Source organism: Lentzea sp. NPDC059081, assembly GCF_042738015.1.
Taxonomy (GTDB): Bacteria; Actinomycetota; Actinomycetes; order Mycobacteriales; family Pseudonocardiaceae; genus Lentzea.
Genome location: NZ_JBHYGW010000020.1, coordinates 98,700 through 120,608, shown reverse-complemented (window position 1 = coordinate 120,608; position 21,909 = coordinate 98,700). Strand labels below are relative to the sequence as shown.

Below are 21,909 nucleotides of genomic sequence, written 5' to 3'. Positions count from 1 at the left end.
AAAAGCCGGGCCGGCGACGTAGAACCGGGCACGAGTCTGACCGACCGGCTTCAGAACGCCCGCCGTGACCAGATCCCTCAGATCGCGCTGGGCTCGCCGCATCGGCTGTCGAGACAGATTGACGCAATCATTACGTCAATACGTCTGGTGCCGGGTCGCGGACCCGGCACCAGCGCTGGTCAGACGTTGAAGCGGAACTCCACCACGTCGCCGTCCGCCATCACGTAGTCCTTGCCCTCCATGCGGACCTTGCCCGCCGCCTTCGCGTCGGCCTTCGACCCCGAGGCCACCAGGTCGTCGAACGACACGACCTCGGCCTTGATGAAGCCCTTCTCGAAGTCCGTGTGGATCACGCCGGCGGCCTGCGGGGCGGTGGCGCCCTGCGGGATCGTCCAGGCGCGCGCCTCCTTCGGGCCCGCGGTCAGGTAGGTCTGCAGGCCGAGGGTGTGGAAGCCGGCCCTGGCCAGGGCGTGCAGGCCCGGCTCGGACTGGCCGATCGACTCCAGCAGCTCCAGGGCCTCCGACTCGTCGAGCTCGAGCAGCTCCGACTCGACCTTGGCGTCGAGGAAGACGGCGTCGGCGGGGGCGACCAGCTCGCGCAGCTCCTTCACGCGGGCCTCGTCGCTCAGGACGCCCTCGTCGGCGTTGAAGACGTAGAGGAACGGCTTGGTGGTGAGCAGGGAGAGCTCGCGCAGCAGCTCGCCGTCCACTTCGGACTGGGCGGAGAACAGCGTGCGGCCGGAGTCGAGAACGTCCTTGGCCTTCTTGGCGTTCTCGAGCGCGGCGCGGCGGTCCTTCTGCATCCGCGCCTCCTTCTCGATCCTCGGGATGGCCTTCTCGAGGGTCTGGAGGTCGGCGAGGATCAGCTCGGTGTTGATCGTCTCGATGTCGCTCGACGGGTCCACGCGGCCGTCGACGTGCACGACGTCCGGGTCGTCGAAGACGCGGATGACCTGGCAGATCGCGTTGGCCTCGCGGATGTTCGCGAGGAACTTGTTGCCGAGGCCCTCGCCCTCCGACGCGCCCTTCACGATGCCCGCGATGTCGACGAACGACACGACGGCGGGCACCTCGCGCTCGGAGCTGAAGATCTCCGCCAGCTTGGTGAGGCGCGCGTCCGGCAGCGGCACGACGCCCACGTTCGGCTCGATGGTCGCGAACGGGTAGTTCGCGGCGAGCACGTCGTTGCGCGTCAGCGCATTGAACAGGGTGGACTTGCCGACGTTGGGCAGGCCGACGATACCGAGGGTCAAACTCACGAGCGACGAGTCTACGGCAGCCGACGGTCGTGTCCGATTCCCGCGAGCCATTGCCTGTTCCCGCTGGCAGGATCGTCGGCATGGTCATCGACGAAGAACACGCGTACCGGGTGTGCTCCGCACGTGACGCCCGCTTCGACGGGTGCTTCGTCCACGCGGTCCGCACGACCGGCATCTACTGCCGGCCGTCGTGCCCCGCGGTGACCCCGAAGCGCCGCAACAGCCGGTTCTTCCTGACGGCGGCCGCCGCGCAGTCCGCCGGGTTCAGGGCCTGCCGCCGGTGTCTGCCGGACGCCACGCCCGGCTCGCCCGAGTGGAACCTGCGGGCGGACCTCGCCGGCCGGGCGATGCGCCTGATCAGCGACGGCGCCGTCGAACGCGACGGCGTGTCCGGTCTCGCGGCGAAGCTCGGCTACTCGGAGCGCCACCTCACCCGCGTGCTGACCGCGGAGCTCGGCGCCGGGCCGTTGGCGCTGGCCAGGGCCCACCGCGCGCACGCGGCGAGGTTGCTGATCGAGACCACCGAACTGCCGTTCGCGGACATCGCGTTCGCCGCCGGGTTCGCGTCGGTGCGGCAGTTCAACGACACCATCCGCATGGTGTTCGCCTCGACGCCGTCCGAGATGCGCGGCCGCGGCAAAGCACCGGTCGGCACGCCGGGCCGGATCGTGCTGCGACTGCCCTATAGGCCGCCGTTCGATGCCGTAGGCCTGCTCGCGTACTTCCGCGCACGTGCGCTGCCCGGCGTCGAGGAGGTCACCGACGACTCCTACGCGCGCACGATGTCGTTGCCGCACGGCGAGGCGACGGTCCGCCTGACGTTCCCGGTGGACCACGTCCTGTGCTCGCTGCGCCTCGCCGACGTGCGGGACCTGGGCGCGGCGGTCTCCCGCGTGCGGCGGCTGCTGGACCTCGACGCCGATCCGGTGGCCGTGGACTCGTTCCTCGGCGCCGACCCGGTGATCGGCCCGCTGGTCCGCGCGGTGCCCGGGATTCGGGTGGCGGGCAGCGTCGACGGCGCCGAGACGCTGCTGCGGCTCGTGGCGCCGTTCGAGGGCGTGCCGCTGCAGATCCCGGACGGCGCGCTGACCCACCTCTACTCGGCGGGGGACCACCCCGTCACCGAGGCTCTCGCGAGCGGCAGACTCGTCGTCGACGTGGGCCGCTCGATCGAGGACCTGACCGAGGAGCTCGCACACCTCGTGGGCTCGGCGGTGGCCGACGAGGTGGCCATGCGGGTGCTGGGCGCGCCGGACGTGCTGGTGCTCCCCCGGTCGCTGCGAGACATGGCTTCCCACGGCCCCGACTGGCGGCCGTGGCGCTCCTACGCGGGAGCACACCTGACGAGGAAGGCAGCAACATCATGAGCGTCGCGCACACGTCCACCGTCGACACCCCGGCGGGGCCGTTCACCGCGGTCGTCGCGCGGGACGGAGCGGTGCTGGCGAGCGGCTGGACCACCGAGCTGGCCCTGCTGACGCCGCAGATCCACGCGTCGCTGATGCCGTCGGAGATCACGCCCAAGCAGGACCTCGGCGACGTCACCAAGGCCGTCGTCGCCTACCACGAGGGCGACCTGACCTCGATCGACACCGTCGAGGTGCGGCAGAAGTCCGGCCCGTTCCTGCAGCACGCGTGGGACGTCCTGCGCACGGTCCGCGCCGGCGAGCCCGTCACCTACAGCGAGTACGCCGAGCTGTCCGGCCGTCCCGCCGCCATCCGTGCCGCCGCCTCGGCCTGCGCGCGCAACTCGGCGGCGCTGTTCGTGCCGTGCCACCGGGTGATCCGGATCGGCGGCAACCTCGGCGGCTTCCGCTGGGGCCTCGACGTCAAGCGCTGGCTGCTCGCGCACGAGGCCTAACCGACGAGCGTGATCCCCGGGGCTCCCACCATGGTCACCAGGTCCGTGCCGCACTTCTGGCACGGCCTGACGACCGGCAGGACCGTGTTGGTCTGCAGCGACTGCTCCCCGTTGAACCACTGGTCCTCGCCGGCGTCGCGGCAGGCGTGGCAGCCGACGCGGTAGAACAGCCGGACCCACGGCCCGGCGCCCAGCTCGCCGCCCTGCGCTCCCGGCCGCTCGGAGTCGGTGAACGGCGACCACCAGAACGACAGCCGGCACCTCAACGTCGTGCTGGTCTTGTCGCCCGCGATGTCGAAGCCGGTGATGCGGATCGGCGCCGGGTGGCCGCCCGTCTCGGCCTGCTCGTCCTGCCACTCCAGCGGCTGACGGGACGAGTGGCACACGCCGTGCGTCGCGCCGTGGCGCAGGCGGACGGTCCGTCCGGTCCGACGGCACACGAAGCAGTCGTGCGAGAACTCCACCTGCGACGACCACCCGAAGTGGGCGGCCTCGGCGACCTCGACGCGAGCGGTGATTTCCACGTGGGACAGCACGCGCCGAGGTTAGACGCTGATCAGCCCAGCGACATCTCCAGCGTGGAACCGGTGCGCGCCTTGCGCACCCGCAACCGGGTCGGGATCCGCTGCCGCAGCTCCTCCACGTGCGACACCAGCCCCACGACCCGGCCACCCGCGCGCAGTTCGTCGAGGGTGTTCATCACGATGTCCAGCGTGTCGGAGTCGAGCGTGCCGAAGCCCTCGTCGACGAACAGCGTGTCGAGCAGCGCGCCGCCCGTCTCGTTCGCCACCACGTCCGCCAGCCCCAGGGCCAGCGACAACGACGCCAGGAACGACTCGCCGCCGGACAACGTCTTGGCAGGCCGCGACCGGCCCGAGTAGTCGTCCAGCACGTCGAGGCTCAGGCCGCCTCGGGTACCACGGGCACCGGCCGTGTCGGAGTGCACGAAGCTGTAGCGGCCCTGGCTCATGCGGTGCAGGCGGGCCGACGCGGCGACGGCGACCTCCTCCAGCCGCGCCGCCAGCACGTACGACCGCAGGGTCATCTTCTTCGAGTTCTGGCCGCGACCGTTGATCACGTCGGTCAGCGCGTCGAGCTCGGCGTAGGTGGCTTCCAGCGGTTCCAGCGACTTCCGCTCGGCCCGCAGCTTGCGGGCGAGCTCGCTCACCCGCTCTGACGCGGCACGGGCACGCGCCAGGCTCGTCTGCGCGGAGGACGCGGCCGCACGGGCTGACGAGGCCTGGGCCGTCACCTCGTTCAGGTCGACCTCCTCGTCCGGGTCGACCTCGGCCAGCTCCTCCAGCGTCGCGAGGGCCGAGGCACGGGCGCGTTCCCACGCGGCGATGCGGTCGTCCAGCGCCTGCAGCTTGATCGCCGGGCGGTGCGCGGCCAGGGCCTCGGCGACGTCGGCGAAGCCCGCCTCGGCGGCCAGCGCGGCGACCGAGGCCTGCTGCTCCTCGACGCGGGCCAGGGCACCGGCGCGGGCGTTGCGGCGCTCGTCCAGCTCCACCAACGCCTTCGCGAGCCGGAGCAGGTGGTCGCGGCGGGTCAGGACGTCCTCGTGCTCGCCGCGGGCCTTGTCGAGGCGGGCGCCGCGTTCCTCCACGACCCCGGTCAGCGACGTGTGCTCGGTGCGCAGCCCGACCAGGTCCTGCTCGACCTTGCCCTTCTCCGCGCCCAGGTCGCGGGTCTTGGCCTCGAGCCCGACGAACTCGGTCTGCCGCTGCGACCGCGTCCGCGCCAGGTCGAGCGCCGTGCGGTACTCGGCCAGCGCGACGGCGGGCTCCTCGGACCCCAACGCCTCCCAGCAGGCCTGGATGCGCAGCTCGGCGGCGTGGGCGGCCCGTTCGGCCTCGTTGCGGCGGTCGAGCGCGGCCTGCTCGTCGTGCGCGGCCTCTTCCTCGTCCGTCGCGTCGACCCCGCCCAGCATCGGCTGGGCGGGAGCGGGGTGGCTCGGGGAACCGCAGACCGCGCAGGGCTTTCCGCGCTTCAACGCCGCCGCCAGCTCGATCGCCATGTTCTCCAGGCGCTGGTGCCGCACCTGTTGCAGGACGTCCTTCATCTTCTGGTGGACGTCGATCGCCTCGTGCAGCTCCTTCTTGGTGCGCTCCAACGCCTTCGCGGCGTCCGGCAGCGCCTCGGCGGCGTCGGCGCGGGCCTTCAGCGACTCCAGCCGGCCGGACGCCTCCACGGCCGCGTCGAGCTGGGCGCGGCACTGGGTCAGGCGCTCGGGGAGCACCTCCAGCTCGGCGTTCAGCGCCAGCAACCGGCGTTCGACCTGGTAGGACGAGTTCTTCAGCACCGACAGCTTGCGCACGTCGGCCTGCTGGCGTTCGGCCTCCGCCGCCAGCTCCCCCAGTCCGCCCGCCTCCTCGCGGTAGCGCTCGGCGTCCTGACGCAGCTCCGTGCCCTCGTACCCCAAGCGCGCCAACGCGTCCGCGGCCTTGGCCTCGTCGCGGACGGCGAACTCGTAGGACTGCCGGAGCTTCGCGATCTCGGCATGAGCGGGCACGACCGGGATCGCGCGGCGAGCGGCGTCGCGTTCGGCGAACCACGACGCCGAGTCGGCCGCCTCGACCCTGGCCAGCAGCTCACGGGCCTCCCGCACGCGGCGCAGCTGGTCGGCCTGCACGCGCGCCTGGGCCAGCAACGCGTCCGCGCCGTCGGCCACGCCCGCCGTCTCCTCCGACAGCGCCTCGGCCTCCCGCACCGCGAGCGAGAGCCGGTCCAGCACCGACTCCAGCCAGCCCGGCTCGTCGGACGGTTCCTCGGAGGCGGCCTCGGCCACGCGGTGCACCAGCTTCGCCGCGCCCTGACGGCGTTCCTCCAGCACGCGACCGGCCACGACCCGCTTGTCGCGGAACCACTTCTCGACGTCGAGGAACCGCTCGGTGCCGAAGAGCTTCTCCAGCAGCACCTCGCGCTCGGCCGTGTCCGACCGCAGGAACTTCGCGAACTCGCCCTGCGGCAGCAACACGACCTGGAAGAACTGCTCGTACGACATGCCCAGCAGGTCTTCCACCGCGCGCGCCACGTCGTCGATGCGGGTGATGCCCTCGCCGTCCCAGCCCTCGAGCCAGGTCAGCGAGCACTTCGCGGGCTGCGTGGTGAAGCCGCCGCCGCGCTTCTTCGGCCGGTCGAACTCCGGCGAGCGCACGATCCGGAACCGCCGCGACTGCACCGTGAGCTCCAGCGACACCTCCGTCGGCACCTCGGGGTCGGCGTACTCGCAGCGCAGCTTCTTCACGTCGCCGCGCGCACCCGGCACCCGGCCGAACAGCGCGAACGCCACCGCGTCGAGCAACGTCGTCTTGCCGGCGCCCGTGTCGCCGTGCAGCAGGAACAACCCGTCCGCGCCCAGCTCGTCGAAGTCGACGGACTCCGGCTTCGGGTAGGGCCCGAACGCCGTCAGCTCCAGGCGGTGCAGTCTCATTGCTCCTGCTCCCTCGCCACCGATGCGAACGCCTCGCGCAGCAACGCCTGCTCCGCCTCGGACGGCTCGGAACCGCGCGCGTCCGACACGAAGCAGCAGGCCACTTCCTCGTCGCTGCGGCCGCGCACCCGGTCCGCGTAGGTCATGTCGTGCTGCGGGCCCTGCTCGGGCCGCCACTCGACGTGCACCGCGTGCTCGAAGCGCTTCTGCAGCTGCCGCAACGCGTCCATCGGCCGCACCTGGTCCGTGAGCACCACGGACAGGAAGTGGTCTTCCAGCGGCGTGTGCGCCGGATCCTCCAGCACGTCGGCCAAGGTACCCGTCACCGTGGCCAGTTGGCGCGGCACCGGCAGATCACGCCGTTCGACGCCGACGAGCCCGCCCTGGTCCAGCTCCACCAGCCACACCGACTTGCGGTGCCGCGCCTCGGAGAACGAGTACGCGAGCGGGCTTCCCGAGTAGCGCAGGTTCTCCGCGAGCGTCTGCGGCCCGTGCAGGTGCCCCAGCGCCACGTAGTCGACGCCGGAGAACACCTGCATCGACACGTCCTGCACGCCGCCGACCGCGATGGTGCGCTCCGACTCCGACGGTGCCCCACCGGTGACGAACGCGTGCGCCAGCACGACGGACCGCGCCTCGCGGTTTGCCAGGTCGGCGCGAATGCGGCGCATCGCCTCCGCCAGCACGGGTGCGTGGCCCTTGTCCGCGACGCCGAGCACGTGCCGTGCCGGTTCCGGCTCCAGGAACGGGATCCCGTACACCGCGACCGGTCCGTGCTCGTCGGCCAGCTCGACCGGCTTGTCCAGCAACGAGATCTGCGTGCGCAGGTGCAGCCCGCCCGCCGCCGCGAACTCGCCGAACACGCCGATCCGCGCCGCCGAGTCGTGGTTGCCCGGCGTGATCACGATCTTCGCCCCGGCCGCGCGGATCCTCATCAGCACCCGCGCGCACAACGCCACCGCGTCCGCCGACGGCACCGCCCGGTCGTAGAGGTCGCCGGAGACGACCACGACGTCGACCTTCTCCGTGGTCACCAGGTCGGCGAGGCCGCTCAGCACCGACTCCTGCTCGACGAGCAGGTCGCGGCCGTGGAACGTCCGTCCCACGTGCCAGTCGGAGGTGTGCAGGATCCGCATGGCACCAACCGTAGAGACGAGGTCCGACAAATCTCCGGGAGGGTTCCCGGCGTGTCACCCGATCGAGTTCACCATCTTCGGGGGAGCATCATCGGTGCCGTGACCGCAGTGATCATCACCGCCTCGATCGTCCTGGCGCTCGTCAGCGCCGGGGCTTTGCTGTTCGTCTGGCGCCTCTACCAGGACAGCGTCCGCCGCACCGACGAAGCGCTTGCCGCTATCGGCGCCGAACGCGCGCGCTACGACGCGCAGCAGGTGGCCCTCCAACGGTACGAAGTGGCGTTCTCCAGCGTTTCGGGACGAGGCGAACTGGGCGAACAGGTGCTCGTCGAGACGGCGCGCGCGCTCGGTCTCCGCGAGAACCTGCACTACACGCTCCAGACGGACGTGGCCGGCGGCGGCGCGGTGCGGCCCGACATGGTGCTGAACGTCGGTGGCGGCCGCCAGGTCCCGGTCGACTCGAAGATGTCCATGGCCACCTGGGCGGAAGCGGTCGAAACGGACGACCCGCAGGAACGCCAGGACGCGCTGCGCGTGCACGTGCGCAACATCCGTTCGCGTGCCGCCGAACTGGCGGGCAAGGGCTACCAGCGCTGGGCCGACGCCATCTACGGCACGATCATGTTCGTCCCCAACGACGGCGCGGTCGTCGCCGCCCTGGACACCGACCCGGAACTGCTGCGCTGGCTGCTGGACCGCCGCGTGTTCCTGTGCGGCCCGACCGGCTTCGCGGTGATCGCGTCGTCGGCGATGTTCGCGGTGACCGAACGCGCCCTGGCCGACGACGTCGAACAGGTCAGGCTCCAGGCGGGCCGCGCCAACCGGGCCGCCGACACCGCCATCGAGGCCGTCAACCTCTCCACGACGCACCTGCAGCGGTTCCTGTCCGCACGCCGGCGCGAGCTGGACGCGTTGGAGGGCTTCCGGGCGAGCGTGGAGCCGCTGACGGACGCCTCGGCCACCCCCACTCCGCTGCCCCTGGTCCGAAGGGCTGACGAACAGTCCGCTTAAAACGCACGGAGAGTGCCCGCAGGTTGCTTCTGGGTGAGAAAGCCGCGGACCCACGAACACCGATTGGCCGAACGGCTACCGTGTGCGGCGTGAGTGCGTTGCGCGAGCGTTCAGAAGCCTTCGAGGACGACGTCGAAGACTACGACCTGGTCCCGTGGAACTACCGGGCCATCTTCGGCGAGTTCAAGGGCATCCCGTGGTGGGCCGCGATCCTGTGCGCCCTGGTACCGGCGTTCATCGGCGCGTTCATCGACATCAACTCCAGCAAGACCGTCGGCTGGACGTTCAACGCGGTGTTCTTCCTGGGCGCACTCGCCGGCATCCTGCTCGTGCAGCGCCGCAGCCTGTTCGCGCCGATGGTGCAGCCGCCGCTGATCCTGGCCGCCACCGTGCCCACGCTGGTCCTGCTGACCGGCGGCGTGGCCAAGGGCGGCCTGTCCGCGATGGCGCTGGGCCTGGGCAAGCCGCTGATCGACAGCTTCCCGGTGATGGCCGTGACGACCGCCGTGACCGTGGCGCTGGGCATCGTGCGGATCGTGATGCAGAAGGACCCGAACCGCCCGTCCAAGGACGAGGTCCGCGAGGCCAAGGCGGAGATCAAGGAGCGCTCGAAGCCGGCCCGCAGGCCGCGCGAGGACGACGCCGACGAGGACCGCCCACGCCGCCCCCGCCCCGCCGCGGACCGGGCGGAGCGCTCCGAGCGTCCGGAACGCGCCGAGCGCGCTGAAGGCGCCCGCCGCCCGCGGCCCGAGGGGGCGCCCGCTCGTCGGCCGCGTCCGGACGGCGCCCGTGGTGAACGCCCGGCTGGACAGCGCAGGCCCCGGCCGCCGCGCGACGACCGCTGACACTCGACGGCTGAACGAACGAAGGGCGCTCCACCCGAGCCGGGTGGAGCGCCCTTCGCGTGTCAGCGGGGTCTAGCGGACCAGGTCCTTGCGGAGCTCGCGCGGCAGCGAGAACGCGATCTTCTCGTTCGCCGTCGTGATCTCCTCGACCTCGTCGTACCCGTTCGACTCGAGGTGCTTGAGCAGCTCCATCACCAGCAGGTCCGGCACCGACGCGCCCGACGTGACGCCGACGGTCTCGACGCCCTCGAGCCACGCCAGGTCGACCTCCTTGGCGTAGTCGATCAGGTACGCGGCCTTGGCGCCGTGCTGCAGCGCCACCTCGACCAGCCGGACCGAGTTGGAGGAGTTCTTGGAGCCCACGACGAGCACGAGGTCGCACGACGGCGCCATCGTCTTCACCGCGGTCTGGCGGTTCGAGGTGGCGTAGCAGATGTCGTCGGACGGCGGGTCCTGCAGCTCGGGGAAGCGGTCCTTGAGCTGGCGGACGCGCACCATGGTCTCGTCGACCGAGAGCGTCGTCTGCGACAGCCAGATCACCTTCGACGGGTCGCGGACCTCCACGCGGGCGGCGTCCTCGGCGGTGTCGACGAGCTGGACGTGGTCCGGCGCCTCACCGGCGGTGCCCTCGACCTCCTCGTGGCCCTCGTGGCCGATCAGGAGGATGTCGTAGTCCTCCTTCGCGAACCGCACCGCTTCCTTGTGGACCTTCGTCACGAGGGGGCACGTCGCGTCGATGGTGCGCAACGAACGCTGCTCCGCCTCCGCGTGGACGGCGGGCGACACGCCGTGCGCCGAGAACACGACGAGCGCGCCCTCGGGAACCTCGTCGGTCTCGTTGACGAAGATCGCGCCACGATCGGACAGGGTCTCCACGACGTACTTGTTGTGGACGATCTCCTTGCGCACGTAGACGGGAGCGCCGTACTTCTCGAGGGCGAGCTCGACCGTCTCGACGGCACGATCAACGCCCGCGCAGTAACCACGCGGCTTCGCCAACAGGACTCGCTTGGGCATGCCCCCAGGGTACCCAGGACGATGCCTAGGCATTTCAGACGCGGTTGCGGCAGGCTAGGCGGCATGAAGCCACTGCCACTGGGTGTCCGCGTCGCCGCCGGGCTCGCGGCGACCGCCCTCGAACAGGCCCGCAGGCTGCCCCAGCAGCTCGCCGGACTCCCGTTGACGGTGGTCAGCGAGGCGATGCAGCTCTCGATGCGCGTGCAGCAGCATGTGACCGAACTCGCCATCAAGGGCGACGACGTCCTCTCCGGACTGCGCCCCGCCGAGGAAGAACCGGAGTGGGCGACGTTCGACGAGGACGAGACGCCCGTCACGACTTCTCAGGAAACTCCCGCCGGCGACCCGTGGGAGGAAGAGGAACGCGCGCTCGCCGAGGTGCCGGAGTTCCTGCCGTCCTACGACGAGCTGTCGATCGCCCAGCTGCGCGCGCGGCTGCGCAACCTCGACGTGGAGCAGCTGGAGGAACTGCTGCGCTACGAGAAGGCGCACGAGTCTCGGCCTGAGTTCGTGGGCATGCTCAACCGGCGGATCGCGACGGTCAAAACGCAATCGTGACTGACGCAAAATCCACACCGGAGAACCCCTGGCCGGTGCGGACGGTCGCCCGCAAGCTGCTCGACTGGATCAACCGGCTCGGCGACGTCTGGGTCGAGGGCCAGGTCACGCAGCTCAACGCGCGCAGCTCCACGGCGTTCCTGACGCTGCGCGACCCGAGCGTCGACATGTCCATGTCGATCACCTGCAACGCCTCGATGATCCGCGAGCTGCAGCTCACCGAGGGCAGCAGGGTGATCGCGCACGGGAAGATCAGCTTCTACCCGAACCGAGGCACGCTGTCGTTGCGCGCGGACGACATCCGCGCGGTCGGCGTCGGCGAGCTGCTGGCGCGCATCGAGCGGCTGCGCAAGCTGCTGCACGCGGAAGGGCTCTTCGACCCGCGCCGCAAGCGCCGGCCGCCGTTCCTGCCGAACAAGATCGGGCTGATCACCGGACGCGCGTCGGCGGCGGAGCGGGACGTGCTGACGAACGCGCGAAACCGTTGGCCCGGAGCGCATTTCCGCGTCGTCAACGTCGCGGTGCAGGGTCCGATGGCGGTCACCCAGGTGATGACCGCACTGTCCACTCTGGACCGCGACCCGGAGTGCGATGTGATCATCATCGCGCGCGGCGGCGGCAGCGTGGAGGACCTGCTGCCGTTCTCCGACGAGGCGCTGTGCCGCGCGGTGTCGTCGTGCCGCACGCCGGTGCTGTCCGCGATCGGCCACGAACCGGACACCCCGTTGATCGACCACGTCGCCGACCTGCGTTGTTCGACGCCCACCGACGCAGGCAAACGGGTGGTTCCCGATGTCGCTGAGGAGAGTGAACGCGTCCGGCAGATGCGCGACCGCGGCCGCCGCGCGCTGCACGGCTGGGTCGATCGAGAACGCCGGCTGTTGGACTCCCTGCGCTCCCGACCAGTGCTTTCGGACCCGTACGGCCCGCTCGAACGCCGTTCGGAAGAAGTGAAGCGGTTTCGCGACCAGGGCCGCAGGGCAGTCACGCAACGACTCGATCGGGAAGACGTCCACCTCTCGGGGACGAAAGCCCGCTTGACGACCCTCGGACCAGCCGCCACGCTGGCCCGCGGATACGCCGTTGTGCAACTCGTCACACCTGACGGGCCCGACGGGGTCCTGCGTTCCGTGACCGACGCACCAGCCGGAACACAGCTGCGGGTACGCGTCGTTGACGGTGCAGTGCGAGCGACTGTCCAGAGCCTGGAAGGGGGAGGTACCGATGATGCGTGATGCCGTGTTCCTGCCCCTCACCATGGAGGCGGCCGGTTCGTGCGGCTCGGGACTGCGCACCAAGGCGGAGGCGGCCAACCGCGCCGCGGCGGAGTGCTGGACGGCGATGGTGGGCGACTGCGACACCAAGAGCCGCCGCACGCTGATCCTCACGTTGCACGACCTGAGCGAGGCCACCGCCGGAACGGTGCAGTACCGGCGCGTCGCGGAGGCCGAGGCGCTCATCGACGAGGCGGTGCGAGAGGGTGACGGCGAGGAGTTCGCGGAGGCGCTGGTCGGCTACGACCTGGCCGTCGCGACCGTGCTGAGCCGTCTGAGGAGCCAATCCGCGTGAGTTCGGAAACCACCCAAGAGAAGACTCCACTCGGTTACGAAGCCGCTCGCGACGAGCTGGTGGAGGTCGTCCGCAAGCTCGAGGCGGGAGGACTGTCCCTCGAGGACTCACTCGCGCTGTGGGAACGCGGCGAGGCTTTGGCCAAGACGTGTGAGCAGCATCTCGCCGGTGCGCGTGAGCGAATCGATGCAGCTCTCGCCGTCGTCGAGGAGGACGTTTCGGACGCGTGATCCCGTGCAAGGATTCAGCTGCCGATCAAAAATCCGGCACGCTGAGCAGTCGCATGGAGGCGCGCAATGGTGAACACCCCCGCGGAACGACGTCGCGAAGCCCCGGACCGGAACCTGGCGTTGGAGCTCGTGCGCGTCACCGAGGCCGCGGCGATGGCCGCCGGCCGGTGGGTGGGGCGCGGCGACAAGAACGGCGGTGACGGCGCCGCGGTCGACGCGATGCGCAAGCTGATCCACACCGTCTCGATGCGCGGTGTCGTCGTGATCGGCGAGGGCGAGAAGGACGAGGCGCCCATGCTGTTCAACGGCGAGGAGGTCGGCAACGGCGAAGGCCCGGAGTGCGACGTCGCGGTCGACCCGATCGACGGCACCACGCTGATGTCCAAGGGCATGCCGAACGCGCTGGCCGTGCTGGCCGTGGCCGAGCGCGGGGCGATGTTCGACCCGTCCGCCGTGTTCTACATGGAGAAGCTCGCGGTGGGCCCGGAGGCGGCCGACGTCATCGACATCACCGCGCCGCTCGCGGAGAACATCCGCCGGGTCGCGAAGGCCAAGCACAGCGACGTCTCCGACGTGAACGTGTGCATCCTCGACCGGCCCCGGCACGAGGGCATCGTGCAGGAGGTGCGCCAGGCCGGCGCCCGCATCCACTTCATCTCCGACGGCGACGTGGCCGGTGCGATCGCCGCGGCACGCCCCACGTCGGGTGTGGACATGCTCGTGGGCATCGGCGGCACGCCGGAGGGCATCATCGCCGCGGCGGCCCTCAAGTGCGTCGGTGGCGCCATCCAGGGCCGGTTGTGGCCCAAGGACGACGAGGAACGCGAGAAGGCGATCGGCGCGGGCCACGACCTGTCGCGCGTGCTGACGACGAACGACCTCGTCAGCGGCGACAACGTGTTCTTCTGCGCCACCGGCGTGACCGACGGCGACCTGCTGCGCGGCGTGCACTACCGCGCGGGCGGCTGCACGACCCAGTCGATCGTCATGCGGTCCAAGTCCGGCACCGTGCGCATGATCGACGGCTTCCACAGCCTCCACAAGCTGCGCGAATACTCGTCCGTCGACTTCGACATCCCCGAGGACGCGCAGCAGCCGCTGCCGTGAATGTCCGTTTTCTGTGAACTGTGAACACTCGGTGACCAGACGAGTGACCCTAGTGACGATGCGAAGTTCGTCCTTAGTTTCCGTCCTGACCCCGGCAACCCTGCGCCGGGTTCAGGAAAGGAAACTCGACGATGAGGGCACGTTCGTTGTTCTCCGCAATCGCCGTGGCCGCGGGCGCCCTGCTCGCCAGCGCCGCCATGGCCACCGCGGCTCCGGCTCCCACCGCTGACGGCGAGGTCTCGCCGATGATCGTCGGCGGCGGCAACGCCACCCAGGTCTACCCGTTCATGGTGTCCCTGCAGAACACCTCGGGCAGCCACTTCTGCGGTGCCTCGCTGATCAAGGCCAACTGGGTCGTCACGGCGAAGCACTGCGTCCAGGGCTCGTCGGCGTCGTCGATCCGCACCCGGATCGGCACGACGAACCGCACGAGCGGCGGCACCACCACCGGTGCGTCGCGGATCATCACGCACCCGTCGGCCGACCTGGCCCTGGTGCAGCTCAACACCTCGGTCAGCCAGGCCCCGATCACCATCTCGTCGGCGTCGGGCGCGGTCGGCACGGCGACCCGCATCATCGGCTGGGGCCAGACCTGCCCGGTCCGCGGTGCCTGCGGTGCTCCGGTGACCCTGCAGGAGCTCAACACCTCGATCGTGGCCGACAACCGCTGCTCCGGCATCAGCGCCGCGTCCGAGATCTGCACGAACAACACCGACGGCAACAAGGGCGCCTGCTACGGCGACTCGGGTGGCCCGCAGGTGAAGTCCGTGTCCGGTCGCTGGGAGCTGATCGGCGCGACCAGCCGGTCCGGTGGCGGCGCGAACTGCGCCCAGGCTCCGTCGATCTACGTGGACGTCTCGTACTACCGCTCGTGGGTCAGCTCGAACGTGGGCGGCCTGTAACCGGTAACCGCAGTCCGCGAGGGCCCGTCTCCCAACCGTTATGGGAGGCGGGCCCTCCGCGTTGCAACCAGCGCGGTCCCCCGGTCGTCTACTTCGGCAAGGGACGGGACGAACATGGGGGTGCCCGATGCGGATGGTGCTCGTGGCGGTCGCGTTGATGTCGGTGGCGGGGTGCACGCAGGGGGCCGTGCAAGCCGAAACTCCCACCGCGCCACCGTCTTCGGTTGTTTCGTCCTCGGTGGCCTCGTCTTCCTCGGTCGCTCCTCCTCCTGCGCCGCCTTCCTCGGCGACGCCCACCTCCACTCCTCCTCCCCCGCCGCCTCCTCCGCCGCCGGTCGTGAAGCCGACGCCGTGCACGATCAGCGACGGCGCGTGCATCCAGCTCTCCACCAACCAGACGTGGGTCCTGCGCGGGGACAAGATCGCCTACGGCCCGGTGCCGATCACGCACGGCCGCCGGGGCTACGAGACGCCGCTGGGCAACTTCCCGGTGCTGCGCAAGGTGAAGGACGAGTGGAGTCGGCCGTACAACGGCCCGATGCCGTGGTCGACGTACTTCACCGAGAGCGGCATCGCGTTCCACGAGGGCTCGCTGACCGAACCGTCGCACGGCTGCATCCACCTCGACCGCGCGTCGGCGCAGTACTACTTCACGAACCTCGCGATCGGCGAGTCGGTGCAAGTGGTCGCCTGACGGCGTTTCCATAAATCTATGATTCAGATCACCCCAGAGTGGCTACTCCACTACCGAGGGGTGATGAGAGATGCGAGTTCTGATCGCGACGGTGCTCCTGATCCTCGGTTTCGCTGTACCCGCACAAGCTCAGGCGGGATGCACCGTCTACAACGGAGCGTGCCTCGTGAAGAGCACGAACCAGGCGTGGCTGGTCTACAACGGCACGACGAGCTACGGCCCGGTGCCCATCAGCCACGGAAAGCCGGGTTATGAGACCCCGGTGGGCACGTTCTCGGTGCTGCGCAAGGTGAAGAACGACTGGAGTGTCCCCTACAACGGCCCGATGCCGAACGCGGTGTACTTCACCACGACCGGTATCGCGTTCCACCAGGGCGACACGGCGGTCCAGTCGCACGGGTGCATCCGGATGTCCTGGGACGCCTCGCAGGTGTTCTACGACAACCTGATGGTCGGCGAGCAGGTGCAGGTGCTGCCGTAACCCGCTGCCCGACACGAGCTGCCCACCGGTGGAGGCGCCGGTGGGCAGCAGTCGTGGTTCAGCAGTCGTGGTTCAGCAGTCGTGGCTCAGCGGCCCGCGAGCAGCCTGCGCACGGTCGTCTCGATGACGTCGACCCTCGTCAGCGCGGTCTCGTGGTCGTCCCCGTCGTCCTCGCGCGCCAGCGTGTAGATCACGCCTCCCGCGCTGGCCACGTGGTCGGGCACCCACACGATCCCGCGCTCCGCCAGCAGGTCCGCGACACCGTCGTCGGTGAGCTGGTTGTTCGCCGGTCCCACGATCATCCGCACGTTCAGGTCCTTCACGGTCTCGGGACTCAGCACCCCGCCCACCGCGGCGGGCACGAGCACGTCGGCCTCGACCTGGTGCGCCTCGGCCGGGTGCACCCAGCCGAACCGGTCGCTGCGCCTGCTCTCGTCCACATCGGACACCGTGATGTCGGCGCCCGCCAAGCCCTCGGCGATCAGCTCGCCCACCGAGCCGAACCCGCTGATGACGACCTTCTTACCGGTGAGGTCGCTCGATCCGAAGGTGTGTTCGGCCGCCGCCCTGAGCGCGGCCAGCACGCCCCGTGCCGTCGGTCCGCTGGACGACCCCGTGCCACCTTGTTCCTCCGGCAGGCAGTAGGCCCACGGCGTGAGCTCCCGCAGCACCGCCATGTCGGCAGGGCCGGTGCCGACGTCCGGTCCCGCCTGGTAGCTGCCGGCGAACTCGTTGATCAGGTCGGCGTGGTCGAGCAGCACGTCCCTGCGCAGCTCCGGCGTGAGCGGCCGGTCGACGACGATCACGCTCTTGGCCCCGCCGTGCGGGATCCCGGCCGCCTCGCACTTGAGCGTCATGGCCTTCGACAGCCTGAGCACGTCCGCGACGGCGTCGGTGAGCTGCCCGTAGGCCTTCATCCGGCACCCGCCCACCGCCGGCCCCGCCTGCGTCGAGTGCAGGGCGACCATCGTCGTCATCCCCGACCGCTTCCCCGTGCGGACCACCAGACGCTCGTGTTCCCACATCTGCGTTCCTCCCGAACTTCAGCCATGGTTTGACCTCGAAGTTAGGGTGAAAATCAGGGTTTCAGGTGGTTGCCCGAACTTTGTTCGGCGACGGGCGTGCGAGGTGCGCGATGGATGAACTTGATTCGGCGATCGTGCGGGAACTGCAGCGCGATGCCCGCCAGTCGAACCGCGACATCGCCCGCAAGGTGGGCGTGGCGCCGTCGACCTGTCTGGAGCGCATCCGGCTGCTGCGCGAACGCGGCGTGATCCGCGGCTACCACGCCGACATCGCCCCGTCCGCGCTCAACCGCGGCGTGCAGGCACTGGTGGCCGTGCACGTCCGGCCGCTCAGCCGGGCCGTCATCGACAGCTTCAAGGCGTTCGCCGTGGGGCTGCCCGAGGTGACGGCGGTGTTCGTGATGGCGGGCAGCGACGACTTCCTGATCCACGTGGGCGCTCAGGACAACGAGGCGCTGCACGCGTTCCTGTTCGACAAGCTGAGCCCGCGCAAGGAGATCGTCGGGTTCCGCACGTCGATCATCTTCCAGCACCTGGCTAAGCACGACCCGGCACCGCTGCCGGGCGCGTGAGTTCCGCGCGCCCGGCACCGTCTTCTAGCTGCCGTCGCTGGAGTGCCCGGGAAAGAGGTGCGCCGACGGGTTGAGCAGCACCGCGATGTTGTTGACCGCGGTCGCCGCCTCGCCGAACCCGGTGGCGATGAGCTTGACCTTGCCGGGGTACTGCGCGACGTCGCCCGCCGCGTAGATCCGGTCGAGCTTGGTCTTCATGGTCGTGTCGACGACGACCGCGCGGTGGTCGAGCTCGAGCCCCCACGACTCGATCGGCCCGAGGTCGGCCGTGAACCCGAGCGCCGCGACGACGGTGTGCGCCGGCAGCGTCTTGACGTCCTCGCCCTTGACCTTGACGTCCACTTCGGACAGCGGCTCGCCGCGCAACGCGAGCACCTCGGCGTCCGTGATGATCTCGATGCCGAGCTCCCGCACCTGCCGCACGGTCGCGGCGTGCGCGCGGAAGTTGGCCCTGCGGTGGACGATCGTGACGCTGGCGGCGATCGGGTGCAGCGCGAGCGCCCAGTCGAACGCCGAGTCGCCACCACCGACGATCACGACGTGCTGCCCGGCGTGCTCGGCCAGCACCGGCACGAAGTGCACCATGCCGCGCCCCAGCCACCCGTTGCCGGCGGGCAGCGGACGCGGGTTGAACTCGCCCATGCCGGCCGTGATCAGCACTGCCTTGGTGTTGATGGCGGTGCCGTCCGCGAGCCCGATCCTCAGACCGTCCTCAATGGACTCACAGGTGCGGGCCTGGCGCCCGAGCAGGTAGTCGGGCTTGAACTGCCCGGCCTGCTCCACCAGCCCGTTGACGAGGTCGCGCCCGCGCACCGCGGGGAACCCGGCCACGTCGAAGATCATCTTCTCCGGGTACATCGCCGTGACCTGGCCGCCCGGTTCTGGCAGGGCGTCGACGACGGCGACGTTCATTTCCCGGAAGCCTGCGTAGTAAGCGGCGAACAACCCCGTGGGACCAGCACCCACGACGAGGAGGTCGACGTCACGCTCCATGAGAGGGCCCTTCTGCCAGTGGTGGGTGGCAGTGCTCTGATCGACGATAGAGACTCGGAGGTATGTCTGAACAGGAGTACCGCGTCGAGCACGACACGATGGGTGAGGTCCGCGTGCCGGTCGACGCATTGTGGCGCGCCCAGACCCAACGCGCGGTCGAGAACTTCCCGATTTCCGGTCGAGGCCTCGACCGAGCCCAGATCAGGGCCCTCGGCCTGCTCAAGGGAGCCGCGGCCAGGGTGAACGCCCGCCTCGGCGTCCTGCCCGAGGACGTCGCCGAGGCCATCGCGACCGCGGCCGACGAGGTGGCGGCCGGCGCGCACGACGCGCACTTCCCGGTCGACGTGTTCCAGACGGGTTCCGGTACGTCGTCGAACATGAACGCCAACGAGGTCATCGCCTCGCTGGCCTCGAAGTCCCTGGGCCGCGACGTGCACCCGAACGACCACGTCAACGCCTCGCAGTCGTCCAACGACACCTTCCCGACCACCCTGCGAGTGGCCACCACCGAAGCCGTTCTCGGCGACGTGATCCCCGCCCTGGAACACCTGCTGGGCGTACTGGAATCCCGCGCCGCCGAGTGGTCGTCGCTGGTGAAGTCGGGCCGCACGCACCTGATGGACGCCGTACCCGTGACACTCGGCCAAGAGGCGGGCGCCTGGGCGTCGCAGGTCCGCTACTCCGTGGAGCGCCTGTCATCGTCGGTCCCGCGCCTCGCCGAACTCCCGATCGGCGGCACGGCAGTCGGCTCGGGCCTGAACGCCCCCGAAGGCTTCGGCGCCGCGGTGGCCGCGGAACTGGCGACGGCGACCGGCTTGCCACTGGTCGAGGCACGAGACCACTTCGAGGCGCAGGCCACCCAGGACGGCGTGGTCGAGATCTCCGGCCAGCTCCGCGCCTCCGCCGTGGCCCTGTTCAAGATCGCCAACGACCTCCGCTGGCTCGGCTCGGGCCCCCGGACCGGCCTGGGCGAACTGGCCCTGCCCGACCTCCAGCCGGGCTCGTCGATCATGCCGGGCAAGGTCAACCCGGTGATCTCCGAAGCCACGATGATGGTGGTGGCCCAGGTGATCGGCAACGACGCGACCGTCGCCTTCGCCGGCTCGCAGGGCAACTTCCAGCTGAACGTGATGCTCCCGGTGATCGCCCGCAACGTCCTGGAGTCGTCCCGCCTGCTGGCCGCGGTGGCCCGGCTGCTGGCGGACAAGGTGCTGACCGGTGCCGAGCCCGTGGCCTCGCGGATGAGGGAGTACGCCGAGTCGTCGCCGTCGATCGTGACGCCGTTGAACCGGTACCTCGGGTATGAGGAGGCGGCTTCGATCGCGAAGCAGTCGCTGAAGGAGCGCAAGACGATCCGCGAGGTGGTGCTGGAACGCGGGCACGTGCCTTCGAAGTTGAGCGAGGAGCAGCTGGACGCGGCGCTGGACGTGCTGCACATGGCGCGCGGCGGTCGTTGATCCTTGGTCCGGTGCCGGTTTCGGCCGGCACCGGGATCAGGAACGCAGGTTCACGCCGTCATGGGCGCGAGTGTGCGCGCTCGGCCCGAACGCGTCGGTGACGCGCACGGCGTATGCGGGTGCCATCGCCTCGCGCACCTCGTCGAGCGACATCCACCGCACTTCCGCGGCTTCGTCGGTCTCATCGCTCGGCTCGCCCAGCGGCGTGCAGCGGAAGACGAGCGCCACGAAGCCGAGCTTCATGTTCTTGTAGACACCGGTCAGCCGTTCCACACGGACCGAGACCCCGGTCTCCTCCAGGACCTCCCGGCGCACGCCGTCCTCGAAGGTCTCCGGCAGCTCCAGCACGCCACCGGGCGGTTCCCAACGACCGTTGTCCCGGCGGCGGACGACGAGAACGTCGCCCGCGTCGTTGACGACGACACCGGCGACGCTCACCGAGTGCATGGTCAGGAGTACATCGCGAGCCAGATGGCGATGTTGTGCGCGCCGGGATTCACGCTGAGCGCGAATGCTGGCGTACACCGCTGTTGATCTGCAGTTTTCCTGCTCGGATGTTCTCACTGGCTGTCGGCGCTTTGGGACGTCTCACGGCCTGGAGACGGCCTGGGAGTTGATCAACCGCACCTCGGGCATCACCTCGACACTGAGCCGATCTCGCGGTCAGTGGTGCTGGGTCAAGACACGCTTCCCGTCTTGACGCGGTGCTGCTGGCAGTGGCTGATCATGGCGTGTCGGGGTGGTGCCCTTCATGCTGCCTGGGGTTCCATGCTCGGTGGCAAGGCGGCGTAGCCGTCGCGGCAGTCGATCGCCGTGCCCGGCTCGATCAGGCGGCCACCTGGCGATCGTTCCGGCTGGCGTTGGCTGGTAGCTCGTGGTCCTGGTTCCGCCGTCGGTGGTGCGCTGCTGCGCCGCCTCGTGGGCCGTGCCGCCGTGGCCGGCGGGCGGAGCGAAGCGGGAGCCCGACGTGCCCGGATGGATGCGGGCCACGCTGTAGGCGACCGGCCCGCTGCGCGCCGCCGACGGCGGCGCGCCTTGATCCCATAAAGCACAATTCAGCAGCAGCCCTACCGCTAGAGTGCCAGCACGACTCTCAGGGCGGGATGATGACACAGTCTGACGAATGGCGAGACGTCACAGCGCTTCCACGTCTTCTCTTTGACTCCGCTAGCCGAGCTGCACGAGAAGCAGTCGGATCCTTCCACGATAGTTCGGAGTCAGTTCACAGAGGAGCACTTCAGGGCGGTCTATCCCTGGAATACCTTGCCAAGCATTGCCTTTCGATCTCAAGTCCTGTACTAATTGCCGATCAGGGCTGCAATTTCGAAACATTGAGATACCTATCGGGCTCAATGCCAGCGATTGAAGTTGACCTTCAGAAGATTCGTACAGTGAGCGGACCCGAAGCATGTAAGCGCGTGCGCGAACTTCACCCCAATTTCTCCTACGCCACCAACCCAGACAGCGTAATATTTGAAGTTAGAAATTCCATTTGCCATACCGGGATAGCAGACAGGGCGCGCGCGACAGCAGCGCTACGAAGTTTTGTGCGCCTCACCAACGAACTTATCAATATAATATCCGCAGACTGGGAGAAATTTTGGGGATCGAGCTCTCTAACAGCAAAAAGACTCCTCAATGAGGCCACGACCGAGATTCAGATCCGACTAGACGCCAAGCTGGAAATTGCGAAGCAACGGCTCCAGGATCTAACAAATCGATTGGGTCCTAACATCAAGGAGTATGCGGCAATCGTAAC

22 protein-coding genes are annotated in these 21,909 nt (G+C 69.6%); 14 read left to right on the top strand and 8 right to left on the bottom strand.

Annotated elements, in window-relative coordinates; translation table 11 throughout:
• Positions 1-179: 179 nt before the first annotated feature.
• A complete protein-coding gene (gene ychF, locus ACFWV3_RS33445; protein ID WP_382417241.1) occupies positions 180-1,259 on the bottom strand; it encodes a redox-regulated ATPase YchF in 1,080 nt (359 codons plus the stop codon).
• Between the two features lie 80 nt (positions 1,260-1,339).
• Here ychF and ACFWV3_RS33440 point away from each other — a divergent pair, with 80 nt between their 5' ends.
• Both ACFWV3_RS33440 and ACFWV3_RS33435 read left to right on the top strand, forming a co-directional pair.
• A complete protein-coding gene (locus ACFWV3_RS33440) occupies positions 1,340-2,626 on the top strand; it encodes a bifunctional transcriptional activator/DNA repair enzyme AdaA (protein ID WP_382417239.1) in 1,287 nt (428 codons plus the stop codon).
• Complete coding sequence (locus tag ACFWV3_RS33435; protein WP_382417237.1) at positions 2,623-3,120, top strand: methylated-DNA--[protein]-cysteine S-methyltransferase; 498 nt, start codon at positions 2,623-2,625, stop codon at positions 3,118-3,120. The genes ACFWV3_RS33440 and ACFWV3_RS33435 overlap by 4 nt, the downstream gene beginning before the upstream one ends.
• Here ACFWV3_RS33435 and ACFWV3_RS33430 read toward each other — a convergent pair.
• Genes ACFWV3_RS33430 through ACFWV3_RS33420 form a run of 3 tightly spaced genes read right to left on the bottom strand, consistent with a single transcriptional unit; the run spans position 3,117 to position 7,689 of the window.
• A complete protein-coding gene (locus ACFWV3_RS33430; protein ID WP_382417236.1) occupies positions 3,117-3,656 on the bottom strand; it encodes a hypothetical protein in 540 nt (179 codons plus the stop codon). The two genes, ACFWV3_RS33435 and ACFWV3_RS33430, sit on opposite strands and share 4 nt — an antisense overlap.
• 20 nt (positions 3,657-3,676) lie before the next feature.
• Complete coding sequence (locus ACFWV3_RS33425) at positions 3,677-6,553, bottom strand: AAA family ATPase (RefSeq protein WP_382417234.1); 2,877 nt, start codon at positions 6,551-6,553, stop codon at positions 3,677-3,679.
• A complete protein-coding gene (locus tag ACFWV3_RS33420; protein ID WP_382417231.1) occupies positions 6,550-7,689 on the bottom strand; it encodes an exonuclease SbcCD subunit D in 1,140 nt (379 codons plus the stop codon). Before ACFWV3_RS33420 ends, ACFWV3_RS33425 begins: the two co-directional genes overlap by 4 nt.
• Positions 7,690-7,788: 99 nt before the next feature.
• Between ACFWV3_RS33420 and ACFWV3_RS33415 the strand changes: the two genes are divergently transcribed.
• Together ACFWV3_RS33415 and ACFWV3_RS33410 are read left to right on the top strand one after the other, a co-directional pair.
• On the top strand, positions 7,789-8,700 hold the full coding sequence (locus ACFWV3_RS33415) for a DNA recombination protein RmuC (RefSeq protein ID WP_382417229.1): 912 nt from the start codon (positions 7,789-7,791) through the stop codon (positions 8,698-8,700).
• An 89-nt stretch (positions 8,701-8,789) separates the two neighbouring features.
• A complete protein-coding gene (locus tag ACFWV3_RS33410) occupies positions 8,790-9,545 on the top strand; it encodes a DUF6542 domain-containing protein (protein ID WP_382417227.1) in 756 nt (251 codons plus the stop codon).
• Between the two features lie 72 nt (positions 9,546-9,617).
• Here the strand turns inward: ACFWV3_RS33410 and ACFWV3_RS33405 are convergent, their stop codons facing one another.
• A complete protein-coding gene (locus ACFWV3_RS33405) occupies positions 9,618-10,562 on the bottom strand; it encodes a 4-hydroxy-3-methylbut-2-enyl diphosphate reductase (protein WP_382417225.1) in 945 nt (314 codons plus the stop codon).
• Positions 10,563-10,625: 63 nt separating this feature from the next.
• On the opposite strand from ACFWV3_RS33405, the gene ACFWV3_RS33400 reads away from it, so the two are divergent.
• The 8 genes from ACFWV3_RS33400 (at position 10,626) to ACFWV3_RS33365 (ending at position 16,103) form a co-directional block, all read left to right on the top strand.
• Positions 10,626-11,120 (top strand): lipid droplet-associated protein, encoded by a 495-nt coding sequence (locus ACFWV3_RS33400; protein ID WP_382417223.1) that lies wholly within the window; start codon positions 10,626-10,628, stop codon positions 11,118-11,120.
• The gene (xseA, locus tag ACFWV3_RS33395) at positions 11,114-12,355 is read left to right on the top strand and encodes an exodeoxyribonuclease VII large subunit (protein ID WP_382417304.1); all 1,242 of its coding nucleotides are present in this window, start codon (positions 11,114-11,116) and stop codon (positions 12,353-12,355) included. The genes ACFWV3_RS33400 and xseA overlap by 7 nt, the downstream gene beginning before the upstream one ends.
• Entirely contained in the window at positions 12,345-12,689 is a 345-nt protein-coding gene (locus ACFWV3_RS33390; RefSeq protein WP_382417222.1) for a sugar ABC transporter substrate-binding protein, read from the top strand. Before xseA ends, ACFWV3_RS33390 begins: the two co-directional genes overlap by 11 nt.
• The gene (locus ACFWV3_RS33385; RefSeq protein WP_382417220.1) at positions 12,686-12,919 is read left to right on the top strand and encodes an exodeoxyribonuclease VII small subunit; all 234 of its coding nucleotides are present in this window, start codon (positions 12,686-12,688) and stop codon (positions 12,917-12,919) included. The genes ACFWV3_RS33390 and ACFWV3_RS33385 overlap by 4 nt, the downstream gene beginning before the upstream one ends.
• 66 nt (positions 12,920-12,985) lie before the next feature.
• On the top strand, positions 12,986-14,026 hold the full coding sequence (gene glpX, locus ACFWV3_RS33380; RefSeq protein WP_382417218.1) for a class II fructose-bisphosphatase: 1,041 nt from the start codon (positions 12,986-12,988) through the stop codon (positions 14,024-14,026).
• Positions 14,027-14,157: 131 nt separating this feature from the next.
• Positions 14,158-14,928 (top strand): S1 family peptidase, encoded by a 771-nt coding sequence (locus ACFWV3_RS33375; protein ID WP_382417217.1) that lies wholly within the window; start codon positions 14,158-14,160, stop codon positions 14,926-14,928.
• Positions 14,929-15,265: 337 nt separating this feature from the next.
• Positions 15,266-15,622, top strand: a complete 357-nt coding sequence (locus ACFWV3_RS33370; RefSeq protein WP_382417215.1) for a L,D-transpeptidase — start codon at positions 15,266-15,268, stop codon at positions 15,620-15,622.
• Between the two features lie 70 nt (positions 15,623-15,692).
• Positions 15,693-16,103 (top strand): L,D-transpeptidase, encoded by a 411-nt coding sequence (locus tag ACFWV3_RS33365; RefSeq protein ID WP_382417213.1) that lies wholly within the window; start codon positions 15,693-15,695, stop codon positions 16,101-16,103.
• 86 nt (positions 16,104-16,189) lie between these two features.
• Here the strand turns inward: ACFWV3_RS33365 and ACFWV3_RS33360 are convergent, their stop codons facing one another.
• Positions 16,190-17,128: a Glu/Leu/Phe/Val dehydrogenase dimerization domain-containing protein gene (locus tag ACFWV3_RS33360; RefSeq protein ID WP_382417211.1), complete on the bottom strand. Its 939-nt coding sequence runs from the start codon at positions 17,126-17,128 to the stop codon at positions 16,190-16,192.
• A gap of 110 nt (positions 17,129-17,238) precedes the next feature.
• Between ACFWV3_RS33360 and ACFWV3_RS33355 the strand changes: the two genes are divergently transcribed.
• On the top strand, positions 17,239-17,700 hold the full coding sequence (locus ACFWV3_RS33355; protein ID WP_382417209.1) for an Lrp/AsnC family transcriptional regulator: 462 nt from the start codon (positions 17,239-17,241) through the stop codon (positions 17,698-17,700).
• Between the two features lie 24 nt (positions 17,701-17,724).
• Here ACFWV3_RS33355 and ACFWV3_RS33350 read toward each other — a convergent pair whose 3' ends face one another.
• Positions 17,725-18,693, bottom strand: coding sequence for an NAD(P)/FAD-dependent oxidoreductase (locus tag ACFWV3_RS33350; RefSeq protein WP_382417208.1), 969 nt, complete (start codon positions 18,691-18,693; stop codon positions 17,725-17,727).
• Positions 18,694-18,755: 62 nt separating this feature from the next.
• Here ACFWV3_RS33350 and ACFWV3_RS33345 point away from each other — a divergent pair, with 62 nt between their 5' ends.
• Entirely contained in the window at positions 18,756-20,150 is a 1,395-nt protein-coding gene (locus ACFWV3_RS33345; protein WP_382417206.1) for a class II fumarate hydratase, read from the top strand.
• Between the two features lie 36 nt (positions 20,151-20,186).
• On the opposite strand, the gene ACFWV3_RS33340 is transcribed toward ACFWV3_RS33345, so the two are convergent.
• Positions 20,187-20,597: an NUDIX hydrolase gene (locus ACFWV3_RS33340; protein WP_382417204.1), complete on the bottom strand. Its 411-nt coding sequence runs from the start codon at positions 20,595-20,597 to the stop codon at positions 20,187-20,189.
• Between the last annotated feature and the right edge of the window lie 1,312 nt (positions 20,598-21,909).

Coding starts and splice junctions, on each gene's coding strand:
- ACFWV3_RS33435 (WP_382417237.1), top strand. CDS start 2,623: ATGAGCGTCGCGCACACGTCCACCGTCGACACCCCGGCGGGGCCGTTC.
- ACFWV3_RS33420 (WP_382417231.1), bottom strand. CDS start 7,689: ATGCGGATCCTGCACACCTCCGACTGGCACGTGGGACGGACGTTCCAC.
- ACFWV3_RS33375 (WP_382417217.1), top strand. CDS start 14,158: ATGAGGGCACGTTCGTTGTTCTCCGCAATCGCCGTGGCCGCGGGCGCC.
- ACFWV3_RS33355 (WP_382417209.1), top strand. CDS start 17,239: ATGGATGAACTTGATTCGGCGATCGTGCGGGAACTGCAGCGCGATGCC.
- ACFWV3_RS33425 (WP_382417234.1), bottom strand. CDS start 6,553: ATGAGACTGCACCGCCTGGAGCTGACGGCGTTCGGGCCCTACCCGAAG.
- ACFWV3_RS33360 (WP_382417211.1), bottom strand. CDS start 17,128: ATGTGGGAACACGAGCGTCTGGTGGTCCGCACGGGGAAGCGGTCGGGG.
- ACFWV3_RS33390 (WP_382417222.1), top strand. CDS start 12,345: ATGATGCGTGATGCCGTGTTCCTGCCCCTCACCATGGAGGCGGCCGGT.
- ACFWV3_RS33440 (WP_382417239.1), top strand. CDS start 1,340: ATGGTCATCGACGAAGAACACGCGTACCGGGTGTGCTCCGCACGTGAC.
- ACFWV3_RS33340 (WP_382417204.1), bottom strand. CDS start 20,597: ATGCACTCGGTGAGCGTCGCCGGTGTCGTCGTCAACGACGCGGGCGAC.
- ACFWV3_RS33345 (WP_382417206.1), top strand. CDS start 18,756: ATGTCTGAACAGGAGTACCGCGTCGAGCACGACACGATGGGTGAGGTC.
- ACFWV3_RS33350 (WP_382417208.1), bottom strand. CDS start 18,693: ATGGAGCGTGACGTCGACCTCCTCGTCGTGGGTGCTGGTCCCACGGGG.
- ACFWV3_RS33365 (WP_382417213.1), top strand. CDS start 15,693: ATGCGAGTTCTGATCGCGACGGTGCTCCTGATCCTCGGTTTCGCTGTA.
- ACFWV3_RS33405 (WP_382417225.1), bottom strand. CDS start 10,562: ATGCCCAAGCGAGTCCTGTTGGCGAAGCCGCGTGGTTACTGCGCGGGC.
- ACFWV3_RS33400 (WP_382417223.1), top strand. CDS start 10,626: ATGAAGCCACTGCCACTGGGTGTCCGCGTCGCCGCCGGGCTCGCGGCG.
- glpX (WP_382417218.1), top strand. CDS start 12,986: ATGGTGAACACCCCCGCGGAACGACGTCGCGAAGCCCCGGACCGGAAC.